Here is an 18,853-nt window from a genome sequence, read left to right as displayed (position 1 = left end):
GTGTGTGTCCATGTCAGCAGCGGCGGATCTATGCGGGTAGACAGGGGATGGTGAATTGTTGACAAAGCGTCAGTCAATGCGGGCGGGGCAAGAGTTCGCTTGACGTGGACCTGGCGGAGTGGGCGTGCGGGCCGGGGGTGTCGCCCGCCCTCACGGCGTGGGGCGGGCCCCGGCCTCCGTGGCAGGCGTGCGCTGGTCGTAGCGCCAGAGCGCCGGAAGCGCCGCGGCGAGCAGGGTGCTGCTGCCCAGGCAGAGCAGGCCGCCGGTGCCCAGGGCGGCCCGGATGCCCTGCCGGGCGGCGAGGCCGCCGGCCCGGAGGTCGCCCAGGGCCGGTCCGGCGGAGCCGATCAGCAGCTCCAGGCCGGCGGCGCGGCCGCGCAGCTCGTCCGGGATGGACCGGTTCCACAGGGCGCTGCGGAAGGTGTCGCCGATCCAGTGGGCGGCGCCCGCGACGGCCAGGCAGAGCAGCACGGCCCACAGCCCCGGGGCGACGGCGGCCGCGGCGGTGGCCGCGCCCACCAGGGCGGCGGAGAACAGGACCGGCCGTCCGTACCGGTGCACCCGCTCCGTCCAGCCGCCGGTGGCGGCCGCGAGCAGGCTGCCCGCAGCGGACGCCGAGTAGAGCAGCCCGAGCGCCCAGGTCGCGTCCAGCTCCCCGGCGAGGAAGGGGAACAGGGCGGTGGGCAGGGCGAAGACGGTGGCGGCGAGGTCGGCCAGGTAGGTGCCCAGCAGGTCGGGCCGACGGGCCGCGTAGCGGACGCCCTCGGTGAGGTCGCGCAGCGGCGGCGCCTCGGCGTCCCGCTCCGAGGGGACGGCCCGCACCCGGGCGAGCAGGGCGATGGACAGCAGGAAGGTGGCCAGGTCGACCAGGTACGCGGCCGGGGCCCCGCTGGTCGCGATCAGCAGTCCGGCGGCGGCCGGCGCGGCCACGCCGCCGATGCTCCAGCGCAGCGAGAGCAGCGCCCCGGCCGCCACCAGCTGGTCCGGCGGCACCAAGCGCGGGACCATCGCCTCCACCGAGGGCTGCTGGATGCCCTGGACGGCCGCCGCCAGGCCGGCGGCCAGGTAGAGCGGCCAGACGGCGGGTGCCCCGAGCAGCGCGTTGGCCAGCAGCAGGGCGCTCAGGACGGCCAGGGCGACTTCGCAGGCCAGGGCGACGGTGCGGCGGTCGGCGCGGTCGGCGAGCACGCCTCCGTAGAGGCCGAACAGGACGGTGGGTACGAGTTCCACCGCTCCGACGGCTCCGACGGCGAGCGGTGAGCCGGTGAGGTCGGCGATCTGGAGCGGGATCGCGGTCATGGTGAAGACCGAGCCGAGCAGGGTGACCGTGCCGGAGGTCCAGGTGAGGCGGAAGTCCCGGGAGGTGCGCCACGGGGTGGTGTCGGGGAGCAGTCGGGACCGGCGGCGGTCCGTTCCTGAGGTCATGCGGGGTCCTCGGGTGTCGGGTGGGTGGTCGTCGCGGCAGTGGTTGTCGTGGCGGTGGCTGTCGTGGCGGTCATTGCGTCCTTATCACTGATAAAGTCCGGGTCGGAACTTAGCGGCGATAAGGTGGCCCCGCAAGCGGATTACGGGAGGCCGATCGGATGGCGCTGCAACGCGACGAAGTGGTGCGCACCGCGCTGCGCGTGCTCAACGAGGAGGGCATCGACGGGCTCAGCACCCGCCGGCTCGCCCGCGAGCTGGGCGTGCAGTCACCGGCGCTGTACTGGCACTTCAAGAACAAGCGGGAACTGCTCGACCTGATGGCCGAGGCGATGCTCGCCGAGGCCCTCCCGCCCGACCGCGAGCCGGACCCGGAGCACTGGCCCGACTGGATCGCCGCCGACGCCCGGGCCAAGCGCAACGCCCTGCTGGCCTACCGCGACGGCGCCCGGGTGCACGCCGGCACCCTGCCGACCGAGGACGAACTACCCGCAGTCGAGGCCCAGTTGAGCGCGCTGTGCCGGGCCGGGCTGCGCCCGCGCACCGCACTGCGACTGCTGCTGACCGTCGACCGCTACATCATGGGCTGGGTCACCGAGGAACAGGCCTGGCGACAGGACGCCGCGCAGCGCACCCGGCCGCCCTTCCCCGACGAGGCGCTGCGCGAGCTGCCGCTGCTGAGCGAGGCCGCCGACGTGCTGCGGATGACCGACCACGACGCCGACTTCGACTACGGGCTGCGGGTGCTGGTGGAGGGCTTCCGGGTGGAGATCGCCCGGGAGGCGGCGGAGGGTTCGGGTGCCGTGGGCGATGGGCTAGCGTGAGCGCCATGACCACCCTTGACCCCCGCAGCACGGCCCTGGTCCTGATCGACCTGATGGACCGGATCGTCGCCAACCAGCTCGCGCCGCACTCCGGCCCGGAGGTCGTGGCGGCCTCGCTGCGCCTGGCGGAGGACTTCCGCGCGGCCGGCGCCCCGGTCGTCGCGGTGCGGGTCGAGCGGCCGGGCGTCGCCGAACAGCCGCCCGGCAGCGGGCTGGTGGCCGAGGTCGAGGCGGCGGCCGACGAGGTGGTGGTGAAGCGCACCATCGGCGCCTTCCAGGGCACCGGACTGCACGAACTGCTCCAGGCCCGGGGCGTGGAGACGCTCGTCCTCGCCGGGATCGCGACCAACCTCGGTGTGGAGTCGACCGCCCGCGCGGCCGCCGACCACGGCTACCGGCTGGTGTTCGTCGAGGACGCGATGGCCGGGCTGACGGAGGCGGAGCACCGGGCCTCGGTGGAGCTGGACTTCCCGCGGCTGGGAGAGGTCGTGGCGGCCGCGGACCTGCGGCTGGGGTAGTGCGGATTCGGGTTCCCGGTCCGGTTCCTGTGCTGATCGGGGGGTGAACGGTGGAGGGTACCCACCGGCTGTCGCGCCAGACCGCTCGATGGTCGCGCTACGCCCAGGTGACCGTGCACGTCGCTGCGGCCGCCGGACCGGCGGTGCGGGTCGTCGCCGAGGTGTCCGGCGGGCGCGGAGCGTCCTTCGGGATCGCGGTGGGCGCCGGCTGCGCGGAGGCGGAACGGTTCCGGGAGGAGGCGCGGGACGGCGCCCGGTACGCGCTGATGCGGCTGCCCGAGGAGGCCCGTGGCGTCCTCGTCTCGGTCGTGGAGATCGTCACGGCCCCGGCGGACACCGGCCCCGGTGACGTGAAGTTCGCCGCCGCACACGCCGTCTGGCGGGCCCTCGGCCGGGAGCCGGACCGGTGGCCGTGGACCGGCGAGGACGGGGACCCTGTGTTCCCCTCGTGAGGTGGTCGTGGCCGTCCGGTCAGGCCCTGCCGGGTTCCAGCGGGTCCGGGCCGGGCAACGGGGCCTGGCGGCGGGCGAGTTCGAGGGCGTCGCGGAGCCGTCCGGCCGAGGCCGTGAGGAGCAGGGCGGCGGTGGGTGCGTCGACGTCGGCGAGCAGCAGCAGGACGGCGTCCTTCGTCCGGCCGTCGGTGGCGGTGAGGGCGCGGTCGACCGTCGGGGCGTTGGCGCCGGTGGCCTCCGCGACGATCCGGCGGGCGCGCTCGCGGAGTTTGACGTTGGTGGCCCGCAGATCGACCATCAGGTTTCCGTACGTCCGGCCGAGGCGGATCATCACCGCCGTGGACAGCATGTTGAGCACCAGCTTCTGCGCGGTGCCCGCCTTCAACCGGGTGGAGCCGGCCAGCACCTCGGGGCCGACCTCCACCTCGATCCCCAGCTCTGCCGCCGCCACCAGCGCCGAGCCGCGGTTGCAGGCCAGCCCGACGGTCAGTGCCCCGGCCGCCCGGGCGGCGCCCACGGCGGCGAGCGCGTACGGGGTGCGGCCCGAGGCGGAGACGCCCACCAGGGTGTCGTCCGGGGTCAGGGCGAGCGCCGCCACGTCGGCCTCGGCGAGGTCGGTGCGGTCCTCGGCGCCCTCGGCGGCCTCCGTCACGGCGCTCCGGCCGCCCGCGATCAGGCCCACCACCAGCCCGGGGTCGGTGCCGAAGGTCGGCGGGCACTCGGCGGCGTCCAGTACCCCGAGCCGCCCGGCCGTGCCCGCCCCGGCGTAGACCAGCCGCCCGCCGCGCGCCATCCTCGCCGCCGCCGCGTCGACCACGGCGGCGATCCGGGCCAGCTGTCCGGCGACGGTCGCGGGGACGGTGCGGTCCTCGGCGTTCATCAGGCGGAGCAGGTCGGCGGTGGGCAGCCGGTCGATGGCGGCCCAGTCGGGGCGGACCGTCTCGGTGGGGGGTACGGCGTCGGGGTTCATGCGGGGAGCGTCCCCGGGCGGGCGCCGCTCGAACCGGTCCGCGGGGTCCCGGCCCGGCGTGGTCAGCCGGTCAGGCCATCCACCAGGCCGTCCGTCAGGCCATCCACCACGCCAGCCATCAGGCCAGCCATCAGGCCATCCAGAAGAACACGGCGGTCATCCGGCGGTCCGCCAGTTCCGCGCCGTAGTACTCGGTGGCGCTGTGGATCAGGTTGGCGTGGTAGAGGAGGAGTTGGTTGTAGCGGTTGGGGACCCGGACGTCCTCGGTGAAGTGGTCGGCGGGGACGTGCCGGGTGCCGAGTGCCTCGACCAGGTTGTTGTGCGGGGCGTTGACCAGGTTGCCCCCGAGGCGGCCGCCGGGGAACTGCTGGCGGTAGAAGCTGGTGCCGGCGTCCTTGGGGGCGCCGGGGCTCAGGTAGAGCACGGCGGCATAGCGGCAGAGCGCGCGGGAGTCGGTGTGCGGGCGGGACTCCGACTCCCCGGCGCCGACGACCTGGACGCAGTTGTGGTTGAGCGTGCCGCCGCCGGGGGTGCTCTGCACCCAGAGCCGGGAGGCGCCGGTGGCCTTGCGGACCTGGGCCTCGACCCGGGCCAGCTCGTCCGGTTCCAGGCCGGGCATGGTGCGCAGGCCGGGCCAGGTCTCGGGGCGGTACGGGTAGCCCTCGGTCCAGTCGCCGCGGGCCAGGACGCGTTCGCGGACGGCGTCCGGGTCGGGCAGGACGTTGTCCAGGACCCAGTAGTCCCGGCCGCGGGTGGGCTTGCGGTAGGGCAGGACCGGCAGGGCGGTCGGCCTGATGGGCTGTGAGGGCATGGGCCGACCATAGGGGCGCCGGTCGTCAACTATCTGCCGTGAACAGGTCAACCTTTCGTCAAGTGCGCCGCAGGTGGGGAGGGGGGTGGTGCCCGGCCCCGCGGCACTGGCGGCGAGGTGTCGGACGGCTGTCGGCGCGGTGCCGGAGGGCTACCGGCGGACGAGGCGGAAGGCTGCCGTCAGGGCGAGGGCGGTGAGCGCCAACAGGATTCCGGCCTCGACGAGTTGGACCGGGACGAGGTGGGAGGAGGGGTGGTAGCTCAGCCAGGTGCCGGTGGCCCCGTCGCACCGATGCGTCTCGATGCACGCGACGGAGTCGACCCGGCTGCCGTCGGGCAGGACGGTCTTCGTGTCGACCAGCCACGCGTTGGTGGGCTGCATGGCCCGGAGGGGGGCCACGACGTCGACGGTGGGGTAGAAGGACGGGCGCGCCCAGCGGACCAGGCCGTGGGTCACCGTGACCAGGGCGCCGGTGAGGAACATCGCGGGCAGCGTCCGGCGCAGCACCTGGCCGACCAGGACGCCCAGGGCCAGCGCGAACAGGGACCAGGCGACCGGCGCGATGCCGAGGGCCGGGTAGGTGAAGAACTGGAACGGCGGGTCGAAGGCGGCCGGACCGTGCACGATGTCCGTCCACCACACCCAGGTCATCAGCGAGGTGAGCACGCCGGTGACGGCCAGGACGGCGAGGCCGGGCACCGCGAGGCGGGCGGCCATCCAACGCACGGGGCTGACGGACTGGGCGCGGATCAGCCGGATCGTGCCGCGCTCGTGCTCCTGGGCCAGCAGCGGTGCGCCGATGAACACGCCGATCAACAGCGGGACGGCGGTGACCACCGGCTGGAGCACGGAGACGAACCAGAAGTTCGGTCGGTTGATCGGCGAGAGGAGGATCCAGCACTTGTTGCTGTCCCAGCTCTCGGGGCTGTAGCAGCCCGTCCGCCGCAGCACGCCCGTGATGTGCTGGGCGACGACGTGGATCCACAGGAGGTCGGCCGCCAGCAGGACCAGCACTGCCACCAGGACCCAGAGCAGCAGCCGATTCTGACGCCACGTCAGCCAGAGCAGGCCGCGCAGCCGGGGGGTTCCGGACCGGTCCGGGGTGGCGGACCCGGGGGCGGGGGCGGGCTTCGCGGGGTCGGTCAGGACGTCCGTGCTCATGCTGCCTTCTCGTCGTTCGCCGGGGTGGTGCCGGTGGTGCCGGTGGTGCCCGGGGCAGGCTCGGTCGGCGCGGGCTCGGTCGGGGTGGGCCTGGTCGGGTTCGGTTCGGCCGGGGCACGGAGGTAGCCGAGTAGCAGCTCGTCCAGGCTGGGCCGTTCGCTCTCCCAGGGACCGTCCAGTGGCTCGCCGGTGCGCACCAGTGCGGTCAGTCGGCGGCCGGCGGACCGCTGCTCGACCACCAGGCCGGGCGGGAGGTCGGCGCCCCCGGCGGGGCCGGTGAGCAGCTGGTGCCCCGCGACGATGTCGTCCAGGTCGCCGGAGAGCCGGATCCGTCCGCGCTGGACCAGCAGCAGGTGGTCGATGACGCCGTCCAGCTCCGGGAGGATGTGCGAGGACACCACGATGGTCGTGCCGCGCTCGGCGGCGGCCGACATCAGGGTGCCCATGAGCTGGTGCCGGGCGAGCGGGTCGAGGTCGGCCATCGGCTCGTCGAGCAGCAGCAGGTCGGGGCGCTTGCCGAGGGCGAGTGCCAGCGAGACCCGGGTGCGCTGCCCGCCGGACAGCGAGCCGATCCGGGTCCTGAGGCGCAACTCGCCCTGTTCGACGATCTGTTCGACGGTCTCCTCGTCCCAGACCGGGTTGAGCTCGCGGCCCATCCGGAGGGTCTCGGCCACGGTGAGTCCCGGGTAGAGCGGCTTGTCCTGTGCCACGTAGGCGACCCTGGCGCGCTCCTCACGGGTGTCGGCGGTCGCGCCGAACACTCGCAACTCACCCTCGGTGGGAGTGAGTTGGCGGGCGGCGAGGGAGAGCAGGGTGCTCTTGCCCGCGCCGTTGGGGCCGACCACCCCGCAGATCCGTCCGGTCGGGACGGTGAAGTCGCAGGCTTTCAGGGCCCATTCGCCCCGGTACCGCCTGCCCAGCCCGGCGGCCTCCAACGCCGGAGTCACGGTTGTCGGGTCGTTCACCCGGTCCCCCCACTGTTCTCGGTTCGGTGCTGCCGGGCGGCCCGGCGTACGGCTGTGGTGTGTGGTTGTTCGATGCGGCCGGCCGCCCGTTTCCGGTGCCTGTTTCCGGTGCCCGCTTCCGAAATCCGTTTCCGGAGTCCGGCTCGGGCGTGCATGTCGGGCGTGCATGTCGGGCGTGCGTTCCGGCGTGCGTTCCGGTGTGGGTCAGTTCGGTGGCGTCGGCGGAACCCCGGCGTCGAAGCGCTGCTCCAGCGCGGACGCCATCAGTGCGGCGATGTCCTCGCGTTCCAGCCCGGCCTCGCGGGCCCGGTCCACCCAGCCGACGAGGTCCGCGCGCAGCGGTCCGTCCGCCGCAGCCTCCGGCCGGGCGAGCGAACGCCGGACGAACGTGCCGAGCCCCGGGCGGGGTTCGACCAGTCCCTCGCGTTCGAGTTCGCGGTAGGCCTTGAGCACGGTGTTGGGGTTGATGGCGGTCAGTTCGACCACCTCGCGGGCGGTCGGCAGCTTGTCCCCGGGCTCCAGCATCCCCAGTCGCAGGGCCTGCTTGGTCTGCTGCACGATCTGCTGGTACGTGGAGACCCCGCTGCGCCGATCGATGCGGTACTCGATCACACCCGTTGCGGCCTTTCACTAGTTCAATAGTGGAATGGTGGACCACGGTGGCCCGCAGGTCAAGCCGGGACGGGGGCACATTCGTGCGGGACGTCGGGCCCCGGACCGCCTCGGCTCAGCCCAACACGCCCATCAGGGCGGTGACGTAGGCATCCAGCCGTTCCTCCACGGCTCGCGTCGTCAGCGCAGCCCTCCCCGCATCCCGCCATGCCCGCGCCACCAGCCGCACTTCCTCCGAACAGGCGAGGGGGTCCCGCACCTGCCAGTACAGTCGCTCGCTCGCGGCCGCGGCCAGCTCCCCGCCGGCCTCCTCGTACGCCTCGGCGAACCGCTGCCCCCAGGCCGGGCCGTGCAGCAGCGCGAGATTGGTGGAGCAGTGCGCCACATCGAGGTCCGCCGGACCCCAGGAGGTGGCGGCCCAGTCGACGACGCCGGTGATCCGCGTACCCGCTGACCTTGCGGGCAGCGCGTCGGACGGCCCGTCGGACGGTGTGTCGGGCGGCGCTTCGGACGGTGCGTCGGGCGGGGCGTTGAACAGCACGTTGCCGGGTTGGAAGTCCCGGTGCAGGAACCGCCCTTCGTAGCGCGGCGCGGGCCTGCGGATCACGTCGATCGCCGCGGCCCATGCCGCCGCGTCGGCGCCCTTCGGCACCACGACGGTGTCGGCGGTCGTCAACGCCTCGTACTCCCGGGGCCGCTCGGCGGGGCGCAAGGCGTGGATCGCCACGAGCTTCCGGGCCAGCAGCGGGACGCGCGTCTCCAGTCCCTCGTCCTCAAGGACCGTTCGGCCCGCCAGATGTGTCATGAGGAGCGACGGGTACGCGCAGTGCGCGGCGGTCGGATCGACCGCGACCAACCCGGGAGCCGTCACACCGGTCCCCGCCAGCAGCGTCAGGGCGCCGGCCTCCCTGCTCAGCCAGTCCTCGGCGCGCTCCACGGAGAACGGGTCGACGAACGACCGCAGGACCAGGTCACGGGTGCCTCCGCCCCGGGTGGCGACGGTCAGCCTCCGCACGTCGGCGGTGATGCCGCCGTGCAGCACTTCGGTACCGACGATCCGTTCGCCCGGGTCCAGTTGCCGGTGAACCCAGGTGAGTGTCAACGGGCTGACGGGTTGGACGTCATGGTGGTTCATCACGGGTCCACCTCATCATCCGGACGGCAGCAGGCAAGGGCTTTCAGCGGCATGACGGCACCTTTCCATGGACAATCGTGATGCCGACCGACCGGCAGGCTGAGCGACCGAGCGGGCGGCGGGTCGATCAGGGGTGTTTGAGGAGCAGCAGGCCGTCCCGGTCGATCAGTCGGTGGTAGCCCCGGCTCTGGTAGGCGGCCAGCATGCGGGCGGTGGCGGCGGTGGCGCACGGGGACTGCACGCTCGGATCGCGCAGGTCGACGGCGACCCAGTCCGGGCCGGGGCCGACCGGGTCCTGGCACACCAGGGTGACCTCCGCCCGACCGGTCAGCTGGGCGGCCAGCCGGTTGGAGGCGGCGACGGTGGTGTCGTCGGGTATCAGGCGGAGCATCGCCCGGGTCTCGGTGAGCCGGGGCGAGGTGCGCCAGGCCTCGGGCATCACCACCTCGTGCAGTGGGTAGAGCGGCAGCGTCACGACCGTCACCAGTGCGGTCACGGCGAGGGCTCGCCGGACCCGGCGGGGGGTGGCGGGTGCCGGGCCCGTGTCCGTGCCGGTGTCGGCTTCGGTGGCACGGGCGCTGGCGCGGGCGCGGGCGCGCCGGACGGCGTCGACCAGGGCGGCGAACGCGATCGGCATCAGCACCGCGCTGTAGTGGTAACTGACGCCCCAGTAGTGCGGGTTGGTCGAGAGCAGCCGCCAGGCCAGGGTGGGTGCGCAGAGCAGGGCGAGCGGTGAGCGCAGGCCGAGGAAGCCGGTGGTGGCGGCCAGCAGGAACAGCAGCAGCCACTTGATCGGCGGCCAGCCGAGGCGGAGCGGGAGCGTCCAGAGCGGGGCCGCCTGCCCGCCGCCGGCGTCCAGTTGCTGCCAGTAGTCGAAGCCCCCGTTGGGGTTGAAGGCGGGCAGGACGACGAGCAGGGTGAGCGCGGTCGCGGCGACACCGGTGACGGCGAGGGCGAGTCCGGGCAGCGGAGTGCGTCGGTCCTGCCGGGCCTGGTGGGCGATCAGCAGGCCGACGGCGGCCACCGTCAGCCCCAGGTCCTCCTTCACCAGCAGCAGCGGCAGTGACCAGAGTGCGGCGGCGAGTGGTCGGCGCCGGCCGAGCGCGGTGGCGGCGAAGGCGAGCAGCGGGACGGCGAACGCGATCTCGTGGAAGTCGTCCGCCGCGGCTCGGACGATCCCCCAGGAGGCCCCGGTGGCGCAGCCGACCAGCAGTGCCACCCGCGGCCCGGCCACCTGGTGTGCCCAGCGGGTGAGCGGGACGACGGCCAGCGCCATCAGCAGGGCCTGGGCGACCACCAGGGTGAGCGGGCTCGGGAACGCGCGGTAGGCGGGGGCGAGGACGGCGAGCAGCGGGTGGAAGTGATCGCCCAGGAGGTCGTAGCCGGGCGCCTTGAGCGGCACGATCGGCGCCCGGCCGTCGGCGTACGCCCGGACGGCCTGCTCGAAGATCCCCAGGTCGTAGGCCTTGGTGAGGCCTCGCCGGTGGCGGTTGACGCCGACGCAGGTGTAGAGCGCGGCGAAGACGGCGGCCAGGCCCCAGGCCAGGACGGCGGGGTGGCGGGGGAGCGGGAGTGGGACGGCGTGCAGGAGGCGAGTGGGGCGAAGGCGTTGGCGCGGGCGGGGCGGGCTCTGCGGGCTCGATGGGCTCGATGGGCTCGATGGGCTCGATGGGTCGAGCGGGGCGAAGGCGACGGGCATCGAGAAAGTACCCTTTCACTATTCGATTAGTGGAAGAGTGGTGGAAGGGCGCACAGGCGTCAACTCCCGGTCCGGCAGCGCCGACCGGGCCTTCGCGCTGCCCGGAGGTGCCCGGCGGGGGCGCCCGGCGGGTGCGTCAGGCGGTCGGCGGCGGGAGGAGCCGGGCCAGGCGCAGCGCGTCGGGGGTGCCCGGCTGCGCCGTGCCGACCAGGAGGTGCAGGCCGGGCGCGGCCTGGACGTCGAAGGTCTGGTAGGTGAGCGTCAGCTGCCCCACCCGCGGATGGCGGAAGGTCTTGCGTCGGCTCCCCAGTCGGCCGACGTCCTGGCGCTCCCACAGTGCCGCGAACTCCTCGCTGTCCGCGCGCAGTCCGTCGACCAGGGCGGCGGTGCCGGGGTCGTGCCGGTCCTGGCCGTACGCCAGCCGCAGCGCGGCGACGGTGTCGCGGGCCACGTCCGGCCAGTCGGCGAACAACTCCCGGGCGGCCGGGTCGAGGAACAGCGTGCGGACCATCCCGCGTCGGTCCGCGAGTGGCGAGAGCAGGACGTCGGCGCGTGCGTTCGAGGCGAGGACGTCCAGCCGTCGGCCGACCACGTACGCGACCGCCGACGGGAAGGCGTCCATCAGGAGGAGCAGTTCCGGTGCGACCCGCTCCTCGCTGTCCGCGCCCGCCGTGCCCGTCGCGCCCGTCGCGCCCGTGGTGTCCTCCGCGTCCTGGCCGGGGGAGGGGGTGTTGGGCACCAGCCCCGCGAGACGGTAGGCGTGCCAGCAGGCGTCGGGTCCGAGGTTCAGGGCCCGCGTGAGGGCGTCGACGACCTGGCCGGAAGGGTGCCGTTCGCGACCCTGCTCCAGCCGGGTGTAGTAGTCGGCGCTCACCCCCGCCAGGACGGCGACCTCCTCGCGCCGCAGTCCGCTCACCCGGCGGCTGCGGGAGGTCGGCAGCCCCACGTCGGCCGGGCTGAGCCGGGAGCGGCGCGCCAGCAGGAACTCGCCCAGTTCGTAGCGGTTCATGGCGGGATCGTACGTCGCCCGTTCCTGGGTGCGGCGCACCCAGGAAGACCCGTCCTGCCGCATCCGCGCGACTCGGAACATCCTGGTGGCGACGGACCGGCGGACCCCCGGTCCGAACCGTCCCGGAGGGATCACCGTGCCCCGCTCGTCCACCGTCCCCGGATCGAAGGTGGTCCTGATCACCGGTGCCAGCAGCGGCATCGGCGAGGCCACCGCCCGACTGCTCGCCGCCGACGGCCACCGGGTCGTGCTCGGGGCGCGGCGCGCCGGACGACTCGCCGCCCTCGCGGAGTCCATCGGGGCGGGGGGCGGCAACGCCCTCCCGCACGTGCTGGACGTGACCGATCCGGCCGGCGTGCGGTCCTTCGTGACGGCCGCCCATGACCGCTACGGGCGGGTCGACGTCCTGGTCAACAACGCCGGTGTAATGCCGCTGTCGCGGCTGGACGCCCTGCGGACCGACGAGTGGGACCGCATGATCGACGTCAACCTGCGCGGGGTGCTGCACGGCATCGCGGCCGTCCTGCCGATCATGCAGGCGCAGGGCGGCGGACACATCGTCAACATCGCTTCGGTGTCCGGGCTGCGGGTCGATCCGACCGCTGCCGTGTACAGCGCCACCAAGCACGCCGTCCGGGCCCTGTCGGAGGGCCTGCGCCAGGAGAGCCGGGAGCTGCGGGTGACGGTGATCAGCCCGGGCCTGACCCGCAGCGAGCTGACCGGGTCGATCGGCGACGGCGCGGTCAGGGCGGCGGTGGAGGGGCAGATGGGGATCGCGATCCCCGCCGCCGCGATCGGCGAAGCGGTCCGCTACGCGATCGACCAGCCGGCCGGGGTGGACGTCAACGAGATCGTCGTCCGGCCCACGGCGCAGGGCTGAGGAAGCTGGGGCCCGGGGGTCGGGAGGAGGCCGTGGGGGAGCTCGAACGGGCTTACCGGCACTGCCGGTTGGGGAGTTCGGGCGGGCAGGGCGACTGTTACATGACAGTGACGTTCCGCACACAACCGGTGGCGCCGGGTGGGACGTCCTCCTTGATGACAGCACCCGATCGCACCGACCGTGCTTCGGGTCGAACGACCACCTCCCCTGAAAGGGGTCCACCAGTGATCGTCTCCAAGCGGAACTCCCTGCGCCTGGCCGCCGTCGTCACCCTGGGCGCGCTGCTCGTCGGAACGGCGGGCACCGCCATGGCGGCCACGCCGGCCCTCCCCGCGACGGCGACCGCGGTTGTCGTCTCCACCCCCGCCTCCGACACCGCCTCCGCCGCCGCGCCGGCGTCCGCCGCCGTGTCCGCGTCCGCCTCCATCACCGCCAAGCCGTCGGTCACTTCGGTGAACGCCTGGCAGCTGTTCCGGGTCACCGGCACCACCAGCGGCCTCAAGGCCGGCAGCACGGTCACCCTCCAGCAGAAGCAGCACGGCAAGTGGGTCTCCCTGCCCGCCTCCGTGCAGACCAACCGCAACGGCGCCTACTCGCTCGGCGTCAAGCTCGGCATCAAGGGCCTGAACGAGCTGCGCATCATCAGCGGGGACACCGCCTCGCCCGTGTTCACCGTGACCGTGCGCTGACCCGCACTGCACAACCTGCCCCGCCGGAGGGCGTGTTGACGGCCCGGACCTTCGACTCCGAGCCGGTCGGTTCTGCGGTGGCAGGTGTGAGTGGGTGACGCGCGGGGCGGGGGCAGCCCGCCCGTACGGCGCGTTGTCGGCGGCCCGTTGCGTGCAACTTCTCTGCACGCGGCGGGCCGTCGTCATGCATTGGCCTGATCGTTCGTCAATTCGTCGTGTGGCGTGGGCCCGGCGTGCGAGGCGCTTTTCCGGTCAGTGGCCGGACCGGTAGCGGCCCGGGGTCGTGCCGACGAGGTCGGTGAACGCGGCGATGAAGCCGCTGGGGTTGGCCCAGCCGCAGGCATGGGCGGTGTGGGTGATGTCGTGGCCCTCGGCGAGGAGGACGAGCGCGTGGTGTACGCGCAACTGCGTCCGCCACTCGTAGAAGGTCATGCCGAGTTCGTCGCGCAGCAGCCGGCTCAGGGTGCGGGAGCTGGCGCCGACCTGCCGGCCGAGCCCGGCCAGCGTGGTGGCGTCGGCGGGCGTTCCGGACAGGATCCGCTCGACCGCCCGCAGCCGGTCGTCGCGCGGGTGCGGCAGGTGCAGCGGTTCTTCGTCCGCCTCGCGCAGTTCCTCGACCAGGACCCGCAGCAGGCGCTGACGCGCGGCGCGTCCGTAGCCGGGCACCGCTCCGCCCTCGATGCCGCCCTCTTCGTCCTTGCCGTTGCCCCCGGTTCGGCCTCCGGTGTGGCTTCCGCTCTGGCCTCCGCTCTGGCCTCCGTCGCCGCGTGGGCCGGTCAGGGCGAGCAGGACCTCCCGCGCCAGACCGGAGACGCAGAACACCGCCGGACGCCCCGGCGCCAGCCGGGCCAGGGAGGGTGGCAGGAAGACGATCCGCATGTCCGTGTCCCCGTGGGCGCGGTGGCGGTGGGCGAATCCGGCCGGCGTCCAGGCGACCCGGTTGGCCGGGACGATCGACGTCCCGCTCTCCGTGTGCAGCACCAGCACGCCGCTGGCCGCGTACACCAGGTGCCCGCGCGCGTGCACCCGTTCCTTGCTGCTGCCACCGGAGGACCACAGGTGACGCCCGCCGGAGGGCCAGGTCAGGGACGTGGCGCCGGCTTCCGGGCGGGCTTGGCGGGGAACGGGCATCGGTCGGCACTCTACCGGTAGCACGCCATGACGTGCCCCGACCAGACTTCTGGTCGTGAGCGGTGGCCTCCGGTGCCACGGCCGAGCAGCGAGATGGAGAAGTCCCATGGCGACGTTCGTTCTGGTTCCCGGTGGTTGGCACGGCGCCTGGGCGTTCGAGGCGGTGGTCCCACTGCTGGAGCGGGCCGGTCACACCGTCCACGCCCTGACCCTGACCGGCCTGCACCCCCACGACGATCCCGCCGTGGTCGCCGCCGCCAACCTGGACACCCATGCCGCCGACGTGCTCAGTCTGCTGGAGCGGGCCGACCTGGAGGACGTCACGCTGGTCGGTCACAGCTACGGCGGAATGGTGATCACGGCTGCTGCTGACCGCGCCGACGGCCGGGTCTCCCGCCTGGTGTACCTGGACGCCTGCGTGCCGCGCGACGGCGAGTCCTGCTGGTCCCTCATGAACGAGGGCTGCCGGCAGTCGTTCGTCGCCGGCGCCGCCGTCACCGGCTACGCCGTCCGCCCCCCGTGGCGGCCGGACGGCGACCCGCGCCGCCGCCCGCACCCGCTCGCCGCCTTCCTGCAGACGGTCCACCTGACGGGCGCCCACGCCGCCGTCCCCCGACGCGAGTTCGTCTACTGCTCGGCGTGGGAGGACCGTACGCCCTTCGCCGGGCAGCGCCGCCGGCTGCTCGCCGACCCGGGCTGGACCGTCCACGACCTGCCGACCGGCCACAACGCGATGCGCGAGGCCCCGGCGGCGGTCGCCGCGCTCCTGCTCGACGGCGCGGGCGCATCCGGCGGGCCGCACGCACCTGCCGGGGTGGACGCATCCGCCGGGGTGGACGCATCCGCCGGGCCGGGCGGGCGTGCCGTCTCGGCCCCGCGCCGGATGGCGCGGGCGGGCGTGTGACGCGGCCCCGGTGAGCTAGCCCCGCGCGGCTTCCAGTACGAAGACGGGGATCTCGCGGTCGGTCTTCTCCTGGTACTCGGCGTACGGCGGGTACGCGGCGACCGCGCGCTCCCACCACTCGGCCTTCTCGTCCCCCGTGACCTCACGGGCCGTCATGTCCTGCCGCACAGCGCCGTCCTGGAGCTCCACGTGCGGGTCCGAGGTGACGTTGAAGTACCAGACCGGGTGGTGCGGGGAGCCGCCCTTCGAGGCCACGGCCGCGTACCGACCCTCGTGTTCCACGCGCATCAGCGGAGTCTTGCGGATCTTGCCGCTCTTCGCGCCGCGCGTCGTGAGGATGATGACGGGCAGGCCCGTCTCCCAGAGCGTCGTCCCCTGCGTGCCGCCCGAACTCTCGTACAACTCGACCTGATCGCGCACCCACTGTGCCGGACTCGGCTCGTACTCGCCCTCAAGAGGCATCGCATTCACCCCATCGTCACGTCGCTGAATGTGGTCGGCGAAGCATATCGGGTGCCGTCCGGCCGGAGGCCGTACCCGTGCGGGTGTCAGGCTGCGGGTCGCTGCAGCCAGTCCGCTTCGACGGTCCAGAACATCTGGCGTGCACCGAGGTAGTCGTGTGCGAAGTCCGTGAACCGTTCGCGGGTGTACGGCTTTCCGGTCCTGGGGTCCTTGGCGTTGATGTCGGGTTCCTGGACGGCCATCGCGACGAGGGGGAGGGAATTCCGGTATTCGTGGAGGAACTTGTAGGAGTTCTCCATCTGGTACGGCCGGTCCGGCAGGGTGTCCGGGCCGCCGATGCCGATCCTCTTCTCCCTGGCGAGGTCGAACATCTCCTTCATGCGCTTGTGGTCGTCGTCGTCCGGAAGGAAGTTGACGTACTGGATGAACTGCGTCCTGGTGAAGACCTTCCTGCCGTAGCGCATGTTGTCGATCTCGGCATCGATGTAGGACGCCGAGGTGTAGCCGGTCCGGTCATTCTCGGTGTCCACCTCGACGGCGGTCTCCGGAAGGTTCACCCCGGCGAGCCTGCCGTCGAACTTCTCCGCCATCGCCTTGAGCATGGCCTGGAAGTCCGTTCGCACCTCCGTGTTCCACTGGGCGGCCATGGCCCCGTGGGTGGTCGGGTTGTCGGGGTTCTCGTCGACCGTCGGCGTGACCCCGCCCGCGTCCTTCACGTACTGGGGGAGGTTGGCGTCCTGCATCGCCACGTCGAAGAACCGGTCCTGAATCTGGACGAACAACTTCTTGTGGCGTTGCTGGAGGTAGTCCAGCGCGCTCTCCAGTCGTGACCACCTGTACTCCCCCTTCTTTCCCTCCAGGGCCTTCCAGGGGGCCACCACCTGGACGCCGCCGATGTCCGCACGGTCGATCAGGGCCTTGACCTTCGGGTCCGCGCCGGACGTGGCGTCCTCGAAGGCGCCGAGCGACATGTACAGGTTGTCCGTCACCTGGCCGTGGCCGTGGCCGTGGGGCGCGGTGGCGGCGGTGGTGGCGGCCTTGCCGGGGCCGGGAGCTGTGGCGCCTTCGCCGGGGGCGGCAGCCCCGACGGTGGCCGTCAGGGTCACGGCCGTGAGGACAACGGCTCCGAATGCACTGTGTGGCGTCGTCATGAACGCGACGCTAGGCGGACGTTCTAAGGGAAGGATAAGAGCGTCCGCCAGTAGGCGTTGAGCTGGGCTATCGGATGCGGGGGCTGCGCGGGCGGGTGTCTCACCGGTGGGTATGCCAGGTCGTCGGACCAGGCTACGGACGGTGATGCCGTCCGTGCCTCAGGTAGGGGACCGCATCGCCGCCGCTCGCCGGGGGCCGTGCCGCTCTGCCTCAACGCGACGATGAGCCTGAGGAACTGCACAGGGAGCGGGACCCGGCCAGAGTCGTCGGAAGGCGCGCGGAGGCGGCCCTTGTGGCCTTGCGACGCATCGTTCAGTGGCCCATGGCGGAGTACAGCCGGCTACCGGTCTTCGAGTCTCAAGTCCGGATGGCAAGGGCGAGAACGGTATCGATTGCAACTTCGAAAGGACGCGTACTCCGTTGCACCTGGGCGAGTAGCAGTCCCCCTTGCAGGGTGGCGAGCATGGTGGTGGCGAGGGCGTCCGGGTCGATGCCGGGTGCGAGCTTCCCGTCGGAGTGAAGCGACCTGAGTCCCTCGCTGATGGCAGCTGACCATCGCTCGAATCCGGCGGCGATGAGGGCCCGGGACTCGGGGTCGCTCTCGGCGAGTTGACCGCCGAGCGAACCGAGTGGGCAGCCTCCCCTTGCCTGGCCGTGCTTCACCCCGGCGATCAGCATGTCCCGCCAGGCTGCGACTCCGTCTTCACCGCTGAGCGCCTGCCGATTGTGATTGACGAGGGTGTCGGCCTGGTGGTTGATGACCGCCTGCAGGAGCTCGTTCTTGTCGGGAAAGTAGTGGTAGAGCTGCGAGCCGCTGACCTCCGCTGCCCCCTTGACGTCTTCCAGGGTGGTACCCGCGACTCCGCGCTCGTGGATCAAGGCCGCTGCCCCCTCCACGATTCGGCCCCGGACGCGCTCGCCCTTCGCGGTGAGCCGCGGCCGGTCGTTCGTCTTGTTCGCCATGCGCCCATGGTAGCGATTCTGAGTTTGACAGCCCAGTCTGGCCGGGATCAGACTGAGTTGTACAACCCACTTTGCGGGCCGCGTGACTCGCCACCGCAGCACCGGCCCCGCGAAGCGGCATGAGACGTCCCGCCTGAACAGCCCTACAGAAGATGAGAGGGAATCCCGATGAGCACACTCACGGGAAAGACCGTGATGATTACGGGCGCCAACGTCGGGATCGGCAAGGAGGTGGCCCGGCAGCTGGCTCTGCGACCGGAGACGGCCCGCATCTACCTGGCCTGCCGCAACCGAGACCGGGCGACAACGGCAAAGGCCGACCTCGAAGCCGTCACCGGTCGGCGCATCTTCGACATCGTCGCCATGGACGTCGCCGATCTGGGCTCGGCGCGGGCCGGCCTCGCGGCCGTCGACGGAACCGTCGACGCGCTGGTCATGAACGCCGGCGTCATCGGCCCGCGGTCGATGCAGTTGACCGCCGACGGGGTCACCAACGTCTTCGCGACGAATGTCCTGGGTCACGTCGTCCTGCTCGAAGGCCTCCTGGCCGAGGGGCGGCTCGGCCAGGTCGCGGTCCTCGCCGGAAGCGAAGCAGCCAGGGGACTTCCGATGCTGCGGATGAAGCGGCCGTCTTTCGCCTCAACCTCTGCCGATGAACTCGCCGCCGTCATCGACGGCAGTTACTTCGCCGACGGGAAGACCGACTTCAACCTCGCCTTCGGGCAGGCCAAGTACATCGGGGCCCTCTGGATGGCCTACCTGGCCCGCCAGCACCCCGACCGCCGCTTCCTCACCGTGAGCCCCGGCGCCACCACCGGCACCCAAGCCTCCAACGACATCGCCCTACCGCTGCGCATGGCGTCCAAGTACGTCCTGCCCGCCCTGGGGATCTCCCACAAGCTTGAGGTCGGCGCGAAGCGACTGGTCGACGGTGTCACCGACCCGACCCTGTCCAGCGGCGTGTTCTACGCCAGCGCGGCCAACAAGCTGAAGGGCCCCCTGGTCGACCAAGCCGACATCTTCCCCGACTTGGCCAACCCGTCGTTTCAGGACCACGCCAACGAAGCCATCCACCGCTTCATCGTGTAGAGCGT

At 72.6% G+C, this 18,853-nt stretch carries 20 protein-coding genes; 7 read left to right on the top strand and 13 right to left on the bottom strand.

The genetic code is table 11. The features are described from left to right. Positions 1-150: 150 nt before the first annotated feature. A complete protein-coding gene (locus ACFV8H_RS21860) occupies positions 151-1,425 on the bottom strand; it encodes an MFS transporter (RefSeq protein WP_380402363.1) in 1,275 nt (424 codons plus the stop codon). A 158-nt stretch (positions 1,426-1,583) separates the two neighbouring features. On the opposite strand from ACFV8H_RS21860, the gene ACFV8H_RS21855 reads away from it, so the two are divergent. The 3 genes from ACFV8H_RS21855 to ACFV8H_RS21845 are packed head-to-tail and all read left to right on the top strand — an operon-like array spanning position 1,584 to position 3,216. Continuing rightward, a complete protein-coding gene (locus ACFV8H_RS21855; protein WP_380402360.1) occupies positions 1,584-2,246 on the top strand; it encodes a TetR/AcrR family transcriptional regulator C-terminal domain-containing protein in 663 nt (220 codons plus the stop codon). A 5-nt stretch (positions 2,247-2,251) separates the two neighbouring features. Beyond that, positions 2,252-2,764 (top strand): isochorismatase family protein, encoded by a 513-nt coding sequence (locus tag ACFV8H_RS21850; RefSeq protein WP_380402358.1) that lies wholly within the window; start codon positions 2,252-2,254, stop codon positions 2,762-2,764. A gap of 50 nt (positions 2,765-2,814) precedes the next feature. Continuing rightward, a complete protein-coding gene (locus ACFV8H_RS21845) occupies positions 2,815-3,216 on the top strand; it encodes a hypothetical protein (protein ID WP_380402355.1) in 402 nt (133 codons plus the stop codon). A gap of 19 nt (positions 3,217-3,235) precedes the next feature. Here ACFV8H_RS21845 and murQ read toward each other — a convergent pair whose 3' ends face one another. The 8 genes from murQ to ACFV8H_RS21805 all read right to left on the bottom strand — a co-directional run bounded on the left by murQ (position 3,236) and on the right by ACFV8H_RS21805 (position 11,578). Continuing rightward, entirely contained in the window at positions 3,236-4,186 is a 951-nt protein-coding gene (gene murQ / locus ACFV8H_RS21840) for an N-acetylmuramic acid 6-phosphate etherase (protein ID WP_380402352.1), read from the bottom strand. A gap of 130 nt (positions 4,187-4,316) precedes the next feature. Continuing rightward, positions 4,317-4,997 (bottom strand): DUF6445 family protein, encoded by a 681-nt coding sequence (locus ACFV8H_RS21835; RefSeq protein WP_380402349.1) that lies wholly within the window; start codon positions 4,995-4,997, stop codon positions 4,317-4,319. A 150-nt stretch (positions 4,998-5,147) separates the two neighbouring features. Then, a complete protein-coding gene (locus tag ACFV8H_RS21830) occupies positions 5,148-6,158 on the bottom strand; it encodes an ABC transporter permease (protein WP_380402346.1) in 1,011 nt (336 codons plus the stop codon). After that, on the bottom strand, positions 6,155-7,123 hold the full coding sequence (locus ACFV8H_RS21825; RefSeq protein ID WP_380402343.1) for an ABC transporter ATP-binding protein: 969 nt from the start codon (positions 7,121-7,123) through the stop codon (positions 6,155-6,157). The genes ACFV8H_RS21830 and ACFV8H_RS21825 overlap by 4 nt, the downstream gene beginning before the upstream one ends. 204 nt (positions 7,124-7,327) lie before the next feature. Continuing rightward, positions 7,328-7,735, bottom strand: coding sequence for a GntR family transcriptional regulator (locus ACFV8H_RS21820; protein WP_380402340.1), 408 nt, complete (start codon positions 7,733-7,735; stop codon positions 7,328-7,330). Positions 7,736-7,850: 115 nt separating this feature from the next. After that, positions 7,851-8,870 (bottom strand): phosphotransferase family protein, encoded by a 1,020-nt coding sequence (locus tag ACFV8H_RS21815; RefSeq protein ID WP_380402337.1) that lies wholly within the window; start codon positions 8,868-8,870, stop codon positions 7,851-7,853. Positions 8,871-8,997: 127 nt separating this feature from the next. Next, positions 8,998-10,569: a DUF2079 domain-containing protein gene (locus ACFV8H_RS21810; protein ID WP_380402336.1), complete on the bottom strand. Its 1,572-nt coding sequence runs from the start codon at positions 10,567-10,569 to the stop codon at positions 8,998-9,000. 136 nt (positions 10,570-10,705) lie between these two features. Then, a complete protein-coding gene (locus tag ACFV8H_RS21805; RefSeq protein WP_380402333.1) occupies positions 10,706-11,578 on the bottom strand; it encodes a helix-turn-helix domain-containing protein in 873 nt (290 codons plus the stop codon). 136 nt (positions 11,579-11,714) lie between these two features. On the opposite strand from ACFV8H_RS21805, the gene ACFV8H_RS21800 reads away from it, so the two are divergent. Both ACFV8H_RS21800 and ACFV8H_RS21795 read left to right on the top strand, forming a co-directional pair. Then, entirely contained in the window at positions 11,715-12,458 is a 744-nt protein-coding gene (locus ACFV8H_RS21800) for an SDR family oxidoreductase (RefSeq protein WP_380402331.1), read from the top strand. 227 nt (positions 12,459-12,685) lie between these two features. Further along, complete coding sequence (locus ACFV8H_RS21795; protein ID WP_380402496.1) at positions 12,686-13,147, top strand: hypothetical protein; 462 nt, start codon at positions 12,686-12,688, stop codon at positions 13,145-13,147. Positions 13,148-13,399: 252 nt separating this feature from the next. Here ACFV8H_RS21795 and ACFV8H_RS21790 read toward each other — a convergent pair whose 3' ends face one another. Beyond that, positions 13,400-14,278 (bottom strand): AraC family transcriptional regulator, encoded by an 879-nt coding sequence (locus tag ACFV8H_RS21790; RefSeq protein ID WP_380402328.1) that lies wholly within the window; start codon positions 14,276-14,278, stop codon positions 13,400-13,402. Between the two features lie 106 nt (positions 14,279-14,384). Here ACFV8H_RS21790 and ACFV8H_RS21785 point away from each other — a divergent pair, with 106 nt between their 5' ends. Further along, positions 14,385-15,182 carry an alpha/beta fold hydrolase gene (locus ACFV8H_RS21785; protein WP_380402325.1) on the top strand — a complete coding sequence of 266 codons (798 nt, stop codon included), beginning with the start codon at positions 14,385-14,387 and terminating at the stop codon, positions 15,180-15,182. Positions 15,183-15,197: 15 nt separating this feature from the next. Here the strand turns inward: ACFV8H_RS21785 and ACFV8H_RS21780 are convergent, their stop codons facing one another. From ACFV8H_RS21780 to ACFV8H_RS21770, 3 genes are all read right to left on the bottom strand, one after another. After that, complete coding sequence (locus ACFV8H_RS21780) at positions 15,198-15,644, bottom strand: nitroreductase family deazaflavin-dependent oxidoreductase (protein WP_380402322.1); 447 nt, start codon at positions 15,642-15,644, stop codon at positions 15,198-15,200. An 86-nt stretch (positions 15,645-15,730) separates the two neighbouring features. Further along, positions 15,731-16,750: a hypothetical protein gene (locus ACFV8H_RS21775; protein WP_380402319.1), complete on the bottom strand. Its 1,020-nt coding sequence runs from the start codon at positions 16,748-16,750 to the stop codon at positions 15,731-15,733. 403 nt (positions 16,751-17,153) lie between these two features. Continuing rightward, positions 17,154-17,759: a TetR/AcrR family transcriptional regulator gene (locus ACFV8H_RS21770; RefSeq protein ID WP_380402317.1), complete on the bottom strand. Its 606-nt coding sequence runs from the start codon at positions 17,757-17,759 to the stop codon at positions 17,154-17,156. Positions 17,760-17,927: 168 nt separating this feature from the next. Here ACFV8H_RS21770 and ACFV8H_RS21765 point away from each other — a divergent pair, with 168 nt between their 5' ends. Then, positions 17,928-18,848: an SDR family NAD(P)-dependent oxidoreductase gene (locus tag ACFV8H_RS21765; protein WP_380402315.1), complete on the top strand. Its 921-nt coding sequence runs from the start codon at positions 17,928-17,930 to the stop codon at positions 18,846-18,848. Positions 18,849-18,853: the final 5 nt, after the last annotated feature.

Origin of the sequence: Kitasatospora sp. NPDC059827 (assembly GCF_042731675.1) — a bacterium.
Taxonomy (GTDB): Bacteria; Actinomycetota; Actinomycetes; order Streptomycetales; family Streptomycetaceae; genus Kitasatospora.
The sequence above is the reverse complement of the archived record's forward strand: the minus strand, read 5'-3'. Positions and strand labels throughout refer to the sequence as shown.